Raw genomic sequence first — 16,808 nt, forward strand, 5'->3', positions numbered from 1 at the left:
AGAAATCAGCATTTATTTAATTGAAATATAAATGTTTTTGTTAATTTCACTTTGCGTCTTAAGTTGCGATCGCCCCTGGTTTTTTCAGGGCCTTTATTCGCTTGACTACTACATGGCGCAGCGGCAAAATTCTCAAAAGAGAATGAGTTTTATTTTTATTTATTGGTTTTTCATTACGTTGGCATTCACGTGGCGCATAACACGACAAAACCGGGACTGGTTCTGGAGAATCTTTCTGCGGGTTATCACAAAAAAATCATCGTTGATGATATCTCCCTCGCGATCCCGCAGCAGAAGATGACCGTTCTGGTGGGGGCGAACGGCTGTGGCAAATCCACGCTGTTGAGCACCATCGCACGTTTGCTTCAGCCGCTTGGCGGCAGCGTCATGCTGGACGGCAAAGCCATTCATGAACAGCCGACCAAAGCGATCGCCCGCGAGCTTGGCATTTTGCCGCAGTCTCCGCTGTTGCCGGAGGGGTTAACCGTCTTTGAACTGGTTTCGCGCGGGCGCTTTCCCTGGCAGAACATTATGCGTCAGTGGAGTGATGAAGACGAGCTGGCGGTGGACGAGGCATTACGCCTGACCGGAACGGCAGAGTTTGCGCATCTGCCGGTTGAAAGCCTGTCCGGCGGTCAGCGTCAACGCTGCTGGATCGCCATGGCGCTGGCGCAGCAAACGCCGTATATCCTGCTGGATGAGCCCACGACGTATCTCGACCTTCGCTACCAGGTGGAGATCCTGGAGCTGCTGCACGCCCTGACGCGCCAGCACGGGCGCACCGTGGTGGTGGTGCTGCACGATCTCAACTTTGCCGTGAACTACGGCGATTCGCTGGTCTTTTTACGCCAGGGCAAAGTCGAGGGCGTATTACATGAAGGCGACACCTGCACGCCGTCGCTGATCAAAACGGTGTTTGACGTCGACGTACATATGTCCGTTAACCCCATGAGCGGAAAACCGTTCTTTATGCCGTTTCGCAAGGTCGCAGAACAACCATGATGCGCACCTCTCTGGCATTCCTTGTATTCATATTGCTGCTGGCGATGGGCGCGATTGCACATCTGGGCATCGGCGCGCGCTTTATCGCTCCCCGGACGGTAGTGGATGCATTCTTCCATTTCGATCCGCGCAATTTCGACCATAGCGTGATTATCAGGCTCCGGCTGCTGCGTCTCTGCGCCGCAATGGTGACGGGCGCCGCGCTCGGCGTGGCGGGCGTGCTGCTGCAGTCGGTGATCCGTAACCCGCTCGGCGAGCCGCATATTCTTGGGCTCAACGCCGGGGCGGCGCTGGCGGTGGTGCTGACGAGTGCCCTCGGGCTGTCGCTGCCGTTTGGTCGCCCGCTAATTGCTGCCGTCGGTGCCGCGGCGCTGTTTCTGCTGGTGCTGACGTTCTCTTCGTCCGGTCGTACCGGGCTGACGCCGATGAAAGTCACGCTGTGCGGGGTGGCGATGTCGGCATTTGCCTCATCGGTGACCGCCGCGATATTAATCCTTGATGAACAGACGCTGCTCGCCATGCGCACCTGGCTGGCGGGAGATTTAGCGGGGCTCAGCGCCGGGACGACAGGAAGCGCTGCAGGGGGGGCTGCCGCTGGCTTCGCGCTGGCGCTGTGGCTCTCGCCCTCGCTCAACATGCTGGCGCTGGGCGACAGAATGGCGCAGGGGCTTGGCGTCTCATTGCTGAAAACTCGCCTGTTCGCGCTGCTGGCGATTGCACTGCTCTGCGGCGCGGCGGTCTCCCTCGCCGGACCGATTGGTTTTATCGGCCTTGTGGTGCCGCAGCTGATCCGCCGCCTGGTAACGGTGGACATCCGCGCAATGGTGCCGCTTTCGGCCCTGTGCGGGGCGCTGGTTCTCCTGCTGGCGGATATCGCTGCCCGCACGCTCTTTACGCCGTATGAGCTGGCAACCGGCGTCATGACCGCGCTGGTCGGCGCGCCCGTCTTTATCTTCATGGCGTCGAGGATGTTCAAATGAGCCGGACGGGACTGCGTGCGCTACGCGTCGGCCCCGTATCGGCGCTGGTTCGTCCAAAAGCGCTGGCATGCCTGGCATTTTTCTCGCTGGTAGCCTTGCTGCTGCTCAGTTTTGGTCTGACCCACGGCTCGCTGCCCATTCCTGCCTCTGCCATTGGGCGCGCGCTGTTTTATCCGCAGACGCTGGAAGCAGAGACGCATTACATCGTGATGGATATCCGTCTGCCGCGCCTGCTGATGGCGGTGCTGTGCGGCGCGATGCTCGGTATGGCGGGGGCGGCGATGCAGTCCATCACCCGCAATGGCCTTGCTGACCCCGGGCTTATCGGCGTGAAAGAGGGCTGTAGCGCGGCGGTGCTGTTGCTGATTTTTCAGTTCCCGGCGCTCAGCCTCTACTGGCGACCGCTGGTCGGCATGGCCGGTGGGCTGCTGACCGCGCTGCTGGTGGTGGCGCTGGCCCGCGATATTTCCCGTCCGCGATTCATCCTGACGGGTATCGGCGTGTCATGGACGTTTGCCGCCGCAATGGGCGTTTTTATGACCACCGCTGACGTGCGCGACGTGCAGACCGCGATGCTGTGGCTGGCGGGAAGCCTGCATGCGGCAAACTGGATGCTGGTCAGCATTGCGGCAGCCTGGACGCTTCCCGCGTTCGCGCTGCTGCTCTTTACCGCACGCGCCGCCGACGTGGCGTTGCTGGGTAACCACGCCGCGACCGGCCTTGGCGTGCGCACTTCACGACTTGCCTTGCTGCGCGTGCTTGCCCCGGTTGTACTCACCGCGGCCTGCGTCTCCTGCGTGGGAAGTATAGGGTTCGTGGGGCTGATTGCGCCGCATATGGCACGCCTGCTGCTGCGCGGTGGGCAAACAGCATTGCTGACGGGAAGCGCCGTGCTGGGCGCGCTGCTGGTGCTGCTGGCGGATAACGTCGGGCGTCTGGCATTTTTGCCGCTACAGCTGCCGGCGGGGATTGTGATTTCACTGATTGGCGGGCCGTTTTTCCTGCTGCTGCTCTGGCAGCGCCGGGACCGATTTTAGAGGGAGTGAGATGCGCGTACTTTTGACAATGCTGTTGCTGGTAGGGTGTGTGGCGAGTGCGGCGGAACCGACGCAGACGTTTACAGACGATCTGAACCGCAAGGTGGTGGTGCCGGTGCATCCGAAGCGGATCGTCTCGTTGCACGATTTGGATATCACCATCCCGCTGATTGAGCTTGGGGTGCTCCCGGTTGCCAGCCATGGCCGCACCCGACCGGACGGCAGCCATTTTCTGCGTTCCAGCGGCATGTTAACCGGCGTCGATTTTGATAATTCCGACATCACATTCATCGGCACTGCCGATATCGACATTGAAGCCATCGCAGCCGCGAAGCCGGACCTGATCATCACCGAGCCGACCCGCAACACGCCGGTAGAGCAGCTGGAAAAAATTGCCCCGACGGTGAGCATCGATCACCTCGACGGCGGTGCGCCGGAAATCTACCGCAAGCTGGCGCAGCTCACCGGTACGCAGGCGCGGCTGAAGGTTCTGGAGCGTCGCTATCAGGAGCAAATCATGGCCCTGAAAGCCACTCTCGACACCCGTTCGTTAACCGTGTCGGTGATTCAGGCCAATCAGGGCAAGATCAACGCCATGCACAGCTACCACTCCCTTGGACGCGTGCTGCGCGACGCGGGATTCAAGTTCCCACCGCTGATTGAGAGCATCCCGGACGGTGGGCGCATTGACGTCAGCGCCGAGCGCCTGCCGGAGCTGGATGCCGATTTCGTCTTCGCCACCTGGCGCGGCGATACCGGCGGCAAGCCGCAGGACGAGCTGGCGGCGATGGACGCGGTGATGCCGGGCTGGTGTCAGTTCCTTAACGCCTGCCGCACCGGACATTACGTGCTCATCTCCCGCGAGGAGGCCATCTCGAACTCGTACGCCTCGTTAGGCCTGATGGTCGCACAGGTGCAGTCGCAAATTGCGGGGCGTCCGCTGCCGGAGGCCTCACGGTGATCCGCAAAGCCGATGTCTACGGTGACCGCTTCCGTTCGCGGGCGAACCAGCTCACGCCGCGGCTGCTGCTGGTGGCGCGCTATATCAATGAGAACCGGGAAGCGGTCATGGAGCAGACGGCGATGGAGATCGCGACGCTGCTTAACACCTCGGATGCCACCGTCGTTCGCGCCATCCAGGCGCTCGGTTTTGCCGGATTGCGCGATCTGAAGCAGACCCTTGAGCAGTGGTTCGGCCCCGTGGTGACCTCCAGCGAGAAAATGTCTACCACGGTGAATACGCTGACCAGCGATGTGAATACGAGCATTGATTTCGTGCTGGAGGGGCATCGGCACACCTGCGAGGTACTGTCTGAACCACACAACCGCTATGCGATGGCGCAGGCCGTGTCGCTGCTGGCGCAGGCGAGGCAGGTCGCTATTTTTGGTATTGGCGCATCCGGCATTCTGGCGGATTACACCGCCAGGTTGTTCAGCCGTATGGGACTTCCCGCGATCCCGCTCAACCGCACCGGGATAGGGCTTGCCGAACAGCTTATTGCGCTTCAGCGCGGCGACGTGCTGATCATGATGGCGCAGAAATCCGCGCACCGGGAAGGGCAGACCACGCTGCGCGAGGCGAAACGTCTCGGCATTCCGACCATTTTGCTGACCAACGCCACCGACTCGCGCTTCAGCAAAGAGGCCAGCGTGGTGATCCACGTTCCGCGCGGCGGCGAGAAGGGCAAAATCCCGCTGCACGGCACGGTGCTGCTGTGTCTGGAGATGATTATTTTATCCGTCGCCTCCACCGAGCCGCAGCGCACCATCAAGTCGATAAAGCGCATCAACGAGTTGCATCGTGGATTAAAGCCGGGGAAAAAGAGTGGTTGATTTTCCCCCAGAGGGCTGGGGTGAGGCGTCAAACCGCACGATGGTTCTTCCTGTACTGCAGCGGCGTCTCGCCAATCCCTTTTTTAAACGCGCTGATGAACCACGTCACGTCGGAAAACCCCGTCTGCGCCGCGATGTCTCGCACACTGTAATCGGTATGCAGCAAACACTCACAGGCCTTACGCAGCCGTAACGTGTTGAGATAGTCGTGGATCTTCTCCCCCGTCTCCGCATGGAATTTTCGCGACACGTAGCTGCGCGATTTCCCCAGCTCTGCGGCCAGCGCGTCCAGGCGGAACTTCTCCTGATAGTGCTCATCCAGCCAGAACATCACCTGGCTGGCGATCCCCTGGCTGCTGCCCGGCGTGCCGTCGCGATCGTCGGGCAGCATAGCAAACAGGCCGATCAGCAGCCCGGCTATGGCCTCGCTGTTCATGGGCGACTGATAGCAGCCCAGCAGATGATCGACATGGTGATGGCAGTGCGCCAGGTCGGCGACCCACGCCTCGCCGCCGCGGCGTGAAAGCCGCTCCAGCCGCTGCCGGGTTTGCGGGAAATCACGCAGGTTTTTCAGCACGGCGTGATGGTCGAGATGAATGATGGTGCGCCGGTAAATGGCCTCCGCCTGCGGGTCCACCATCACCTTGTGCAGGGTAAAGGGCGGGAAGAAAAACAGCCGCCCGGGGCGCATGGTGTAATGCCGGTTGTCGACAATCGCGACGCCAAACCCTTCTTCCACATAGAGAATTTCCAGACACTGATGCCAGTGGTGGTAACGCACGGTATTGGCGAACAGGCGGCTGAACGATACCAGGGTGTCGTTTAGGGTAATCAGCTCCAGACGATCGGACGTTGGCGTGTCGCGCATAGTGCAATAGAACTCAACTTTTTCCCGTCAGATGCTCTTTATAAACCACCTTTTTAAATTTTCTTAACTGTAGGTTTATTCATCGTTCTCACCTGTGACGCGGCTAACATTTCTGCCCCTTGCGGATTCACTATGCTTTGCCGCAGTTGATGACGAGGGCAAATCGATGTGGGCGGCAAACAAAGAAAAATCAAATCCGTTGTCTTCACGCCGGGACGTGGTGGCGTATTTAAACGGGATGCTGGGCGCGCTGGATAAGCAGTTTCCGCCGGGCAGTTCACGTTTTTCGCTGGGCGAGACCTGCGCGCACTACGCGACGGATATCGCGCAGATGGAAGGGCTTTCCCGCGCGCTGTGGGGGCTGTTTCCGCTGATGGCGAGCGGGGAGGGCGAGCCGTGGAGTGAGAAATACCTGGACGCCATCAAGCTGGGCACCGATCCGCAGAGCGAGGGGTACTGGGGTGAAACCGGCCCCTACGATCAGCGTCTGGTGGAGATGGCGGCCTACGGTCTGGGGCTGTCCCTGCTGGGCGACAAACTCCTCGAACGCTTCACCGAGCGCGAGGTGATGAACCTCCACGCCTGGCTCAGCCAGATTACCGACGCGCAGATGCCGGACAGCAACTGGAACTACTTCGCCATCATAGTCCAGCTTGGCTTCAGGCGCGCCGGACTGCCGTATGACCAGCGCGCCATCGACCACCGCTTTGCGCTGATGGACGCCTACTATCTGGGCGACGGCTGGTATTCCGACGGCCCGGGGCGTCCGAAGGATTATTACATCTCGATGGCCTTCCACTTCTACGGGCTGATCTACGCTACCCTGAGCGGCGACGAGGCGAGGGCGGACGTGCTGCGCGAGCGTTCGCGCCTGTTCGCGGAAGACTTTATCTACTGGTCCGCTGCCGACGGTGCCTCGGTGCCGTTTGGCCGCAGCCTGACCTACCGCTTTGCGATGGTCGCGTTCTGGAGCGCGGTGGCTTTTTCCGGGCTGGAGGTGTTCACGCCGGGCATCGTGAAGGGCATTATTCTGCGCCATCTGCGCTGGTGGCAGCAGCAGCCGATTACCGATCGCGACGGCATTTTGACCCTCGGCTTTGCCTATCCGAACCTCGCGATGTGCGAGGACTACAACTCGCCCGGTTCGCCGTACTGGGCGCTGAAAACCTGGCTCATTCTGGCGCTGCCGGAGGCGAACCCGTTCTGGCTGGCCGATGAAGAACCGTTACCCGCGCTGGCTGAAAAGCACGTAATTCCGCATGCTCAGCAGATCCTTATCCATGCGGACAAGTCGCAGCACGTCACCCTGCTCACCGCCGGACAGCTTGAGCTGAACAACTACGTCAATACCGACGCCAAATACACTAAATTTGCCTACTCCAGCCGCTTTGGTTTCACCATTGAGCGCGGGCGCTTTGGCCTGAAGCATGCGGCCTGTGATTCCATGCTGCTGCTGGCGGACGGAGACGATTACTACCGCGGCCGCCGCGAATGCGAAGCGGTGCGGGTGGATGAAAACTATATCTACTCGCGCTGGTCGCCGTGGCACGACGTGCATATCGACACCTGGCAAATCCCCTTTGGCGAGTGGCATCTGCGCCTGCACCGCATCAACAGCGCACGCGCGCTGCAAACGGCCGAGGGCGGGTTTGCGGTGATAAAAACCGAACACCAGATACGCGAGCGCGGCTGTTATCTGGCAGCCGAGAACGGCAGCAGCGTGATTGTCGATCTCTCGCCCGCCATCGCGCGCGTGCCGGACAGCATCGTTACGCCGCCCAACAGCAGCATCATGTTCCCGGAGTGCGCCGCCATACCGCTGTTAAAAACCGATATCCCTCAAGGCGAAAGCTGGCTCTGCTGCGCCGTCTTTGCCGGCGAAAAGCAAAATAGTGCGGCCAGGCCGCACCTGTCTATCACCCAAAACCAGGTCGAGATCCGCGAACCTGGAGGCGAACGTCAACTGTCGTTCACATTATAAAAATTCTGACCCTACACCTCGGCGAGGATGGTATGAAAAATACATCGATAACCAACAGAACCGAATATTACAAAATCAGCAGCTTTATTTTTCTCTATTTCTTTACCTGGTCCGCCAGTATTGGCCTGCTGGCTATCTGGCTCGGTCAAAAAGCGAATCTCAGCGGGGCGGCGATCGGAACCGTATTCGCGGTGAACGGTATTTTCTCCGTTATTCTCAAACCCATCTACGGCTATATTCTCGATAAAATCGGCATGAGTAAATACCTGCTCTATTTTGTGGTCGCCATGTCGGCCCTGATGGCGCCGTTCTTTATTTACGTCTATCAGCCGCTGTTAATCTCCCACACCCTGTTGGGGATAATTATCGGCGCGCTCTATTTGAGCTTTGCCTGGTACGCGGGCGTGGCGGCGTGTGAATCCTATTCTGACCGCTTCAGCCGCCTGAACGGCATGGAGTTCGGGCAGATCCGCATGTGGGGCTCGCTCGGCTGGGCGGTGGCGTCGTCCTTCTCCGGCCTGCTGTTTAACCTCTCGCCTGCGTATAACTTTATTATGGGCAGCGTGACCTCGGTGGTGATGCTGATTGTCCTGCTCAGCCTGAAAGTGAACACTAACTCCGTTCACGCCGGTGAGGTACTGACCAAAGAGAAAATCGCCCCTTCAGACGTGTACGCTCTGCTGCGCAGCCGTAAATTCTGGGCTTTCTGCCTGTACGTGGCGGGCGTGGCGTGGATGATGTTTATCGCCGAGCAGCAGTTCTCGCGCTATTTCGTCACCTTCTTTGACGATATCCACCAGGGCAACGCGGTGTTCGGTTATTTGGGCACCGTCCAGTCCGGCATGGAGTTCGTCATGTATATGGTGATCCCCCTGTTCGTGAATTTTATTGGCGCCAAGCGCGGCCTGTTAATTGTCGGTCTGGTGGTGGGGGCGCGTCTGATTATTTCCGGCATGTGCGATTCTCACCTGTTAATTTCCGTGCTTAAACCCCTGTACGGCCTGGAAATCTGTCTGCTGCTGGTCTCGGTGTTTAAATATATCGCCGAGCATTTCGATAAGCGCGTGAACGCCACCATGTATTTACTGGGCTATCAGGCAATGCTGTACGTCGGTAACGTTGTCGTCTCCTCGCCTGCCGGATATATGTATGACCGCATCGGCTTTGAACAGACCTATATCATCATGGGCGCCACGGCGCTGACCTTTACCCTTATTTCTGCCTTCACGTTATCCGCCTGTCAGAGCAAATGGCGCGGGTCCCGCACGCTGAACGTAGCAGAAAACACTACCCGATAATTACGCCGTCAAAGAAGGAACCGAAATATGTTAAGTCGTATCAAAGAGGAGCGCCTGCCTGCAATTGCCGCGCCCGTTGACCCACGCGCATTTAGCGATGAACTCAGCTCGGCACGCGGCCATGTCCTCGACCTGATTAGCCGTCATTTAACTGAATTCGGCGAGCAGTTCCCGGCGGAAACCTGTAAGGACGGTTTTTATCCGTTGAACGACAACGTGGAGTGGACCACCAGCTTCTGGACCGGCCAGCTGTGGCTGGCGTGGGAGATGAGCGGCGAGAAGAAATACCGCGCGATGGCGGAAAAGCACGTGCGATCGTTCGGCCTGCGCATCGCCGGGCGCAATGACACCAATACCCACGACCTGGGCTTCCTGTACACGCTCTCCTGCGTGGCGGCCTGGCGGTTGACCGGGAACCGCGAGGCGCGCGGATTCTCCCTGCTGGCGGCAGAAGCCCTGCTGGAGCGCTTCCATGAGAAGGCGAAGATCATTCAGGCGTGGGGCGATCTGGCCGATCCGGAACAGGCCGGACGCATGATCATCGACTGCAACATGAACCTGCCGCTGCTCTACTGGGCGACGGAACAAACCGGCGATCCGCGCTTTGCCGAGGCTGCAAAAGCGCACGTGATGCAGGCGGCGACGTATCTCATCCGTGAGGATGCCTCGACGTTCCACACCTACTATATGGATGTGGACACCGGCGCGCCGCGCTACGGCAATACCCAGCAGGGCTATGCCGACGATTCATGCTGGTCGCGCGGGCAGGCGTGGGGTATTTACGGCTTCCTGCTGAGCTATATTTATACCGGTGACGAGACGATGATCGCCCTGTCGAAGCGGCTGGCGAACTACTTCCTCAACCGTCTGCCGGAGGATTACGTCTGTCACTGGGATCTGGCGCTGGTGGGCACCGACGCGCTGCGCGATTCGTCCTCGGCGGCCATTGCGGTATGCGGGCTGCTGGAGCTTGTGAAGCATCTGCCGGTTACGGATCCGGACCGCGAGCGCTATCTGGAGTGGGCAAAAGGGATCATGTCGTCGCTGACGAAGCACTATCTGATGGGTAAAGACGAGAAGGGCAACGGACTGCTGAAGCACTCGGTGTATCACCTGGCGAGCAATAAAGGGGTGGATGAGTGCGCAAGCTGGGGAGATTACTTCTACGTTGAGGCGCTGGTGCGCTTCACGCAAAGCTGGAAATCGTACTGGTGAAACAGTCGGGGGAGATACCCCCGACTCTGCGGTTACGCTTTCGGGATGCGCAGCGTCTGGCCTGGATAAATTTTATCCGGGCTGGAGAGCATCGGGCGGTTCGCCTCGAAGATCTTGTTGTACTGGTTAGCGTTGCCGTACACGGTTTTGGAGATGGCGCTCAGGGTATCGCCCGATTTCACCGTGTAGTAGGTCGCTTCATCTTCGGCATCGGTGGCGGTGATGTTGTTCTCCACCTCGCTTACCCCTGCGATGTTCCCCACGGCAACCTGAATCTTCTCTTTCTGTTCTTGCGTCAGCCCGTCACCCGTCACGCTGGCTTTGCCGTCGGTGACGTCCACCTTAACTTTGTCGGAACCGGGAATGTTGAGTTTCTTGAGATGCTCGGTGATTTTGTCGCTCTGACCTTTGTGGTCGGTCAGGTTATCCCACAGCTTTTCGCCTGCTTCTTTCACGAAGTTAAAAAGACCCATTCCATCCTCCTGTTAACAATGAAGTCAGAATAAGCATAGCAGTTGAGCTTAAGGTGATAAAAAAGCCCGGTGGCGCTAGCGCTTACCGGGCCTACGGGTCAGGTTTTGTAGACCGGGTAAACGCAGTGCCACCCGGCAAATTCCACGAACCTTAAACCCCTTGCTCCAGAATTCGGATATGGGTATCCAGCACGTCACCTTTCACCGCCTCACTCCACGCTTTCATGTGCGGAGTCTGAAGGTGCGCTTCGAGGTGCGCCACGGTTTCCCACTGTTCAACCATCATGATTGAATCCGGCGCGGTCGCCTGGAAGCTGGCGTCGGTGGCGGCATCCACCATCGGCGCATAGCCGTGGCAGCCTTCTTCTTTAAGTACGGTCGGGATAATCTTCGCGAACTGATCCAGCACCGCCTGGCGGTGATGTTGACCTGGACGAGTACGGATTTCTGCGATAACTGTAAGCATGGTTACTACTCCTTTAATTCCAGGCTACCAGTTAAGCAAAAATTTCCGCGAGATGCTTGCGATATTCTGCGATATAGCTCGGGACGTCAGGCATTTTAATGACGTCGTTGACGATAAAGGTTGGCAGCGGATCCATGCCCAGGAACTGGTTAGCCTTGTGGAACGGCAGGTAGGCGCCGTCGACGCCCACGCCTTCGAAGAACTGATCTTTCTCGGTGAAGGCTTCCATTGGCGCGTTCCAGGTCAGGGAGAGCATGTATTTTTTGCCCTGAATCAGGCCGCCGGAACCGTATTTTTTGGAGGCGTCTGAACGGGTACGACCGTCGCTGGCATACAGCGAACCGTGGCCTTCGGTGAACACGTCATCCATGTATTTTTTCACGGTCCACGGTGCGCCCATCCACCAGCCCGGCATTTGCCAGATAACCACGTCGGCCCACAGGAAGTTCTGCACTTCGGCTTTCACGTCATAATCGCTGTCCGCGCGCACGACCTTAACATCATGCCCGGCGTCGCGCAGGAAACCGTCCGCGACCTCGGTCAGGGTGTCATTCAGCTGGCCTTTAGAGTGCGCGAACTCTTTCGCGCCGTTGATAATCAAAATGTTGCTCATTATTTGTCCTCGGTGTTGAGAGTATGCCGGGGATTCTACGCGCGAGGACGGAGCGGAAAAATAAGCAAAATGTGCAAAGTCTTTTGCACATAGCGCAATAATGCCTACCAGCTGACGGTGACCTTAGCGCCCCCTTCAGCCGCATTTGCCAGCGAGACGCGCATACCGTGGAGGGTGGCGATGCGTTTAACAATCGATAACCCCAGCCCGCTTCCGGTGGCCTCTTGCCCCGGCGGACGATAAAAGCGCTCGCCAATGCGTGCCAGGGCGTCGGGGGAAATCCCGGGGCCGTTGTCACGCACGGTGAAGCGGTGACCGTCCAGCGTCACGTCCACCACGCTACCGCGCGGGCTGTAACGTACTGCATTATCCAGAAGGTTACGTACCAGCAGGCTCAGGAGCAGCCGTTGACCCGCGCGTTTCACCTCCGCCGTATGGATGTTCAGGCGCACATCAATGCCCGCCTGCTGCGCCGGATGATAAATATCCATCACCGCGGACTGCAGCAAATCGGCCATGACAATCGGCTCGACGCCGTCCAGGTTATCCAGCGAATCCAGGCGCGACAGCGTAAGGAGCTGATCCACCAGCCGGGAGGCGCGGTCGATACCCGCATGAAGCTGAGAAAGGGCTTTGGACTGTGCCTCGGGATCGTCCTGATACAGTTGTGCCACGTCGGTTTGCACCTTCAGGGCGGCTAACGGGCTGCGCAGCTCGTGGGCGGCATCGGAGGTAAAGCGGCGCTCGCGGCTCATCATCTCTTGCGTGCGCGTAAACAGGTGATTCAGGGCGTCGAGCAGCGGACGCACCTCAGTGGGGACACCCTCCGTAGGGAGTTTATCGGTGGCATCCGGCGTGCGGGAGCGCAGGGTCTGCGCCAGCTTTTTCAGCGGCTTCAGCTCGCGGCTCAGCAACAGGATCAGCAGCAGGAGCATCACGGGCAGCGCCACTAGCCACGGCGTAAGCTGCGAGCTCACCACGTCCAGCGCCATGTCCTGCCGGTACTCCCACTCCTGGCCGACCACCACGCGGTACTTACCGTCCGGCGACGTCAGCCATAAAAAGCGCCATTCGTCATTATCGTCCTGAAGCCGCCCGTCCGTAAACCCGTCACGGCGGTAGTGATACGGAATATCGCGCCCGTTTTCACCGTCGTTGAGGATCATGCTGCCGTCGGCGCTAAAGATGGCGAAGGCCAGCGCGTCATCGTCCAGATGCCCGTGCCTGGCTTTTTTGGGCACCTCGCGCATGCGCTCCGGCGCGCGGATCTCGTCCAGGTCCATCGTCAGCAGACGTTTGGCAAACAGCATCTGCTGGGTATCAAAGAGCTTGTCGAGCTTATGCGTCGTTTGCTGCCACGCGACAAGACTGGCGGCAAACCAGGCCGTCAGAGAGAGCAGAAGGAAAAGCAGCGTCAGGCGGAGTTTCAGGCTCAGTTTCATGCGTCACCCAGGGTGTAGCCGATGCCGTGCACGGTGCGGATAAACGCGCTGCCGAGCTTGCGGCGAAGATGATGGACGTGAACTTCCACGGCGTTGCTGGAGACGTCGTCATCCCAGTTATAGAGCTTTTCCTCAATCGTTTTGCGCGGCAGCACGCGGCCCGCGTTGCGCATCAGCAGCTCCAGCAGGGCGAACTCTTTTGGCTTAAGAGTCAGCGTTTCGCCCTCCAGCGTGGCGACAAGGCTCGTCGGGTCGAGCGTAACCTTACCGTGACGCAGCTCGCTGCGGGTCTGGCCGTGGCTGCGCCTCACCAGCGCCTCAAGACGCGCGGCCACTTCGATCAGGGCAAACGGCTTACAAAGGTAATCATCCGCGCCCAGACGCAGCCCCTCGACGCGCTGGTTCAGCGCATCCCGCGCCGTCAGAATCAGTACCGGCTCGCTGCGCCCGCTCTCGCGCCAGGCGCGCAGGATCGCCAGCCCGTCAATCTCCGGCAGCGTCAGATCCAGCACCACGGCATCATAGGGCGCGCTATACAGCGCGGCCTGACCGGTTTTCCCGTCGGTAAACCAGTCCACGTTAAATCCCATTTTGCTCAGGCCCGCCTTGATGCCGTCGCCGATGAGCCTGTCATCTTCTACCAGTAAAATGCGCATGTTCCCTCCTTGTTGCCGTCAGTAAACCCTCTGAATCAACATGCTGTACAGTAAAAATAAATAAATTTTCCCCTTAAGAAGTTGTTAAGGATTACCCTGTTTAATGGACTGCGAAACCACATTAAAGGGAGAGATTAATATGAAAAAATTCGCTGCACTTGCTGCCATCATGATGATGACCACTGCCCCTGTTTTTGCCGCTCAGGGCGGATTTAACGGCCCGTCCGCTACCGCAACCCAGACGCAAACCCAGCAGGGCGGTTTTGTGGATAACAACGCCAACCTGACGACGGCGGCAAAAGTGAAAGATCTGAAGGACGATGCCTGGGTGAAGCTGCGCGGTAACATCACCGAGCGCCTGTCCGATGACCGCTACACCTTCCGCGATGAAACCGGCACGGTGGTGGTTGAGATTGACCACAAGCGCTGGAACGGCGTGACCGTGACGCCGCAGGATAAAGTCGAACTTCAGGGGAAGGTTGATAAAGACTGGAACGAGTTTGAAATCGACGTGAAGCAGGTCATTAAGCTGAACAAATAACCCGGAAAGGGCCGCATAAGCGGCCCTTTTTCTTTGTGACTCAACTCGCCAGATAAGGTAGTATCTGCGGCAATATTGCCTGAAACCCTTCGGTTTCTGAGTTGAGGAATCACACGTAATGAGCGATATGGCAGAGCGCCTCGCGCTACATGAATTCACGGAAAACGCCTACCTGAACTACTCCATGTACGTCATCATGGACAGGGCGTTGCCGTTTATCGGGGATGGCCTGAAGCCCGTTCAGCGCCGCATCGTGTATGCGATGTCCGAACTGGGGTTGAACGCCACCGCCAAGTTCAAGAAATCCGCCCGTACCGTCGGTGACGTGCTGGGTAAATACCATCCGCACGGCGACAGCGCCTGCTATGAAGCGATGGTGCTGATGGCGCAGCCGTTCTCTTACCGCTACCCGCTGGTGGACGGGCAGGGGAACTGGGGTGCGCCGGACGATCCAAAATCCTTCGCGGCGATGCGTTATACCGAATCCCGTCTCTCTAAATACGCCGAAGTGCTGCTGGGGGAACTGGGTCAGGGAACCGTTGACTGGGTGCCAAACTTCGACGGTACGCTGCAGGAGCCAAAGATGCTGCCTGCGCGACTGCCGAACATCCTGCTGAACGGCACCACCGGCATTGCGGTCGGTATGGCGACGGACATTCCGCCGCACAACCTGCGCGAAGTGGCGAAAGCCGCCATCACCCTGATTGAACAGCCGAAAACCTCGCTGGACGAGCTGCTGGATATCGTGCAGGGTCCGGATTTCCCGACCGAAGCCGAAATCATCACCTCGCGCGCGGAAATCCGCAAAATCTACCAGAACGGTCGCGGCTCCGTGCGCATGCGCGCGGTGTGGAATAAAGAAGACGGCGCCGTGGTGATCACCGCGCTGCCGCATCAGGTTTCCGGTGCCAAAGTGCTGGAGCAGATCGCCTCCCAGATGCGCAATAAAAAGCTGCCGATGGTGGACGACCTGCGCGACGAGTCTGACCACGAAAACCCGACCCGTCTGGTGATCGTGCCGCGCTCCAACCGCGTGGACATGGAGCAGGTGATGAACCACCTGTTCGCCACCACCGATCTGGAAAAAAGCTACCGCATCAACCTGAACATGATTGGCCTTGACGGTCGCCCGGCGGTGAAAAACCTGCTGGAGATCCTCAGCGAATGGCTGACGTTCCGCCGCGATACGGTGCGCCGTCGTCTGAATCATCGTCTGGAAAAAGTGCTTAAGCGCCTGCATATCCTTGAAGGTTTGCTGGTGGCGTTCCTCAATATTGACGAAGTGATTGAGATCATTCGTACCGAGGACGAGCCGAAGCCGGCCCTGATGTCGCGCTTTGGCATCAGCGAAACCCAGGCCGAAGCCATCCTCGAGCTGAAGCTGCGCCATCTCGCTAAGCTGGAAGAGATGAAGATCCGCGGCGAGCAGAGCGAGCTGGAAAAAGAGCGCGATCAGCTGCAGGCGATTCTGGCGTCCGAGCGCAAGATGAACACCCTGCTGAAGAAAGAGCTGCAGGCGGATGCCGACGCCTTTGGCGACGACCGCCGTTCTCCGCTGCACGAGCGCGAAGAAGCGAAGGCGATGAACGAGCACGACATGCAGCCGTCCGAGCCGGTGACCATTGTGCTGTCACAGAGCGGCTGGGTACGCAGCGCCAAAGGCCACGACATCGACGCGCCGGGCCTGAGCTATAAAGCGGGCGACAGCTTCAAAGCGGCGGTGAAAGGCAAGAGCAACCAGCCGGTGGCGTTTATCGACTCCACCGGCCGCAGCTACGCCATCGACCCGATCACGCTGCCTTCCGCACGCGGGCAGGGTGAACCGCTGACCGGCAAGCTGACGCTGCCGCCGGGCGCGACGGTTGACCATATGCTCATGGAAGCGGATGACCAGAAGCTGCTCATGGCCTCCGATGCGGGCTACGGCTTTATCTGTACCTTTAACGATCTCGTGTCGCGTAACCGCGCCGGTAAAGCGCTGATTAGCCTGCCGGACAACGCCCACGTAATGACGCCGCTGGTGATTGAAAACGAAAGCGACATGCTGCTGGCGATCACCTCTGCCGGACGTATGCTGATGTTCCCGGTCAGCGACCTGCCGGAGCTGTCAAAAGGTAAAGGCAACAAGATCATCAACATCCCGTCGGCGGAAGCGGCGAAAGGCGAGGATGGCTTGGCGCACCTCTTCATTCTGCCGCCGCAGAGCACGCTGACGATTCACGTTGGCAAGCGTAAAATCAAGCTGCGTCCGGAAGAGCTGCAGAAGGTGGTTGGCGAGCGCGGTCGTCGCGGCTCGCTGATGCGCGGCCTGCAGCGTATCGACCGCGTGGAGATTGACTCCCCTGCGCGCAGCAGCGCGGGCGACAGCGAAGAGTAACGTAACGCCTCCCCCCTCCGTTCCGG

The 16,808-nt window shown here is 59.0% G+C and carries 16 protein-coding genes; 10 read left to right on the forward strand and 6 right to left on the reverse strand.

Annotation, left to right across the window (positions count from 1 at the left end):
* The first annotated feature begins 189 nt into the window (after positions 1-189).
* The 5 genes from KK102_RS13315 to KK102_RS13335 are packed head-to-tail and all read left to right on the forward strand — an operon-like array spanning position 190 to position 4,852.
* Complete coding sequence (locus tag KK102_RS13315; protein WP_216357772.1) at positions 190-1,002, forward strand: ABC transporter ATP-binding protein; 813 nt, start codon at positions 190-192, stop codon at positions 1,000-1,002.
* Positions 999-1,982: a FecCD family ABC transporter permease gene (locus KK102_RS13320; protein ID WP_216357773.1), complete on the forward strand. Its 984-nt coding sequence runs from the start codon at positions 999-1,001 to the stop codon at positions 1,980-1,982. The genes KK102_RS13315 and KK102_RS13320 overlap by 4 nt, the downstream gene beginning before the upstream one ends.
* A complete protein-coding gene (locus tag KK102_RS13325; RefSeq protein WP_216357774.1) occupies positions 1,979-3,019 on the forward strand; it encodes a FecCD family ABC transporter permease in 1,041 nt (346 codons plus the stop codon). The genes KK102_RS13320 and KK102_RS13325 overlap by 4 nt, the downstream gene beginning before the upstream one ends.
* A 10-nt stretch (positions 3,020-3,029) precedes the next feature.
* A complete protein-coding gene (locus KK102_RS13330) occupies positions 3,030-3,980 on the forward strand; it encodes an iron-siderophore ABC transporter substrate-binding protein (RefSeq protein WP_216357775.1) in 951 nt (316 codons plus the stop codon).
* Positions 3,977-4,852: a MurR/RpiR family transcriptional regulator gene (locus tag KK102_RS13335; RefSeq protein ID WP_216357776.1), complete on the forward strand. Its 876-nt coding sequence runs from the start codon at positions 3,977-3,979 to the stop codon at positions 4,850-4,852. Before KK102_RS13330 ends, KK102_RS13335 begins: the two co-directional genes overlap by 4 nt.
* 28 nt (positions 4,853-4,880) lie before the next feature.
* Here the strand turns inward: KK102_RS13335 and KK102_RS13340 are convergent, their stop codons facing one another.
* Complete coding sequence (locus tag KK102_RS13340; RefSeq protein ID WP_216357777.1) at positions 4,881-5,720, reverse strand: AraC family transcriptional regulator; 840 nt, start codon at positions 5,718-5,720, stop codon at positions 4,881-4,883.
* A gap of 166 nt (positions 5,721-5,886) precedes the next feature.
* On the opposite strand from KK102_RS13340, the gene KK102_RS13345 reads away from it, so the two are divergent.
* The 3 genes from KK102_RS13345 to KK102_RS13355 are packed head-to-tail and all read left to right on the forward strand — an operon-like array spanning position 5,887 to position 10,214.
* Positions 5,887-7,701: a DUF2264 domain-containing protein gene (locus KK102_RS13345; RefSeq protein ID WP_216357778.1), complete on the forward strand. Its 1,815-nt coding sequence runs from the start codon at positions 5,887-5,889 to the stop codon at positions 7,699-7,701.
* Positions 7,702-7,733: 32 nt separating this feature from the next.
* Positions 7,734-8,999 (forward strand): oligosaccharide MFS transporter, encoded by a 1,266-nt coding sequence (locus KK102_RS13350; RefSeq protein WP_126545222.1) that lies wholly within the window; start codon positions 7,734-7,736, stop codon positions 8,997-8,999.
* A gap of 27 nt (positions 9,000-9,026) precedes the next feature.
* Entirely contained in the window at positions 9,027-10,214 is a 1,188-nt protein-coding gene (locus KK102_RS13355; protein WP_216357779.1) for a glycoside hydrolase family 88 protein, read from the forward strand.
* A 32-nt stretch (positions 10,215-10,246) separates the two neighbouring features.
* Here the strand turns inward: KK102_RS13355 and lysM are convergent, their stop codons facing one another.
* From lysM to qseB, 5 genes are all read right to left on the reverse strand, one after another.
* Entirely contained in the window at positions 10,247-10,687 is a 441-nt protein-coding gene (gene lysM, locus KK102_RS13360) for a peptidoglycan-binding protein LysM (RefSeq protein WP_126545220.1), read from the reverse strand.
* Between the two features lie 151 nt (positions 10,688-10,838).
* Positions 10,839-11,153 (reverse strand): putative quinol monooxygenase, encoded by a 315-nt coding sequence (locus KK102_RS13365; protein WP_126545219.1) that lies wholly within the window; start codon positions 11,151-11,153, stop codon positions 10,839-10,841.
* Positions 11,154-11,184: 31 nt separating this feature from the next.
* On the reverse strand, positions 11,185-11,766 hold the full coding sequence (locus KK102_RS13370) for an NAD(P)H-dependent oxidoreductase (protein ID WP_042714968.1): 582 nt from the start codon (positions 11,764-11,766) through the stop codon (positions 11,185-11,187).
* Between the two features lie 104 nt (positions 11,767-11,870).
* Entirely contained in the window at positions 11,871-13,208 is a 1,338-nt protein-coding gene (gene qseC, locus KK102_RS13375; protein WP_216357780.1) for a quorum sensing histidine kinase QseC, read from the reverse strand.
* A complete protein-coding gene (qseB, locus tag KK102_RS13380; RefSeq protein ID WP_216357781.1) occupies positions 13,205-13,864 on the reverse strand; it encodes a quorum sensing response regulator transcription factor QseB in 660 nt (219 codons plus the stop codon). Before qseB ends, qseC begins: the two co-directional genes overlap by 4 nt.
* A 139-nt stretch (positions 13,865-14,003) precedes the next feature.
* On the opposite strand from qseB, the gene KK102_RS13385 reads away from it, so the two are divergent.
* Both KK102_RS13385 and parC read left to right on the forward strand, forming a co-directional pair.
* Positions 14,004-14,405, forward strand: a complete 402-nt coding sequence (locus KK102_RS13385) for a YgiW/YdeI family stress tolerance OB fold protein (RefSeq protein WP_216357782.1) — start codon at positions 14,004-14,006, stop codon at positions 14,403-14,405.
* Positions 14,406-14,523: 118 nt separating this feature from the next.
* Positions 14,524-16,782 (forward strand): DNA topoisomerase IV subunit A, encoded by a 2,259-nt coding sequence (gene parC, locus KK102_RS13390; protein WP_216357783.1) that lies wholly within the window; start codon positions 14,524-14,526, stop codon positions 16,780-16,782.
* Positions 16,783-16,808: the final 26 nt, after the last annotated feature.

It is taken from the genome of Enterobacter quasimori, from assembly GCF_018597345.1.
GTDB classification, from domain to species: domain Bacteria; phylum Pseudomonadota; class Gammaproteobacteria; order Enterobacterales; family Enterobacteriaceae; genus Enterobacter; species Enterobacter mori.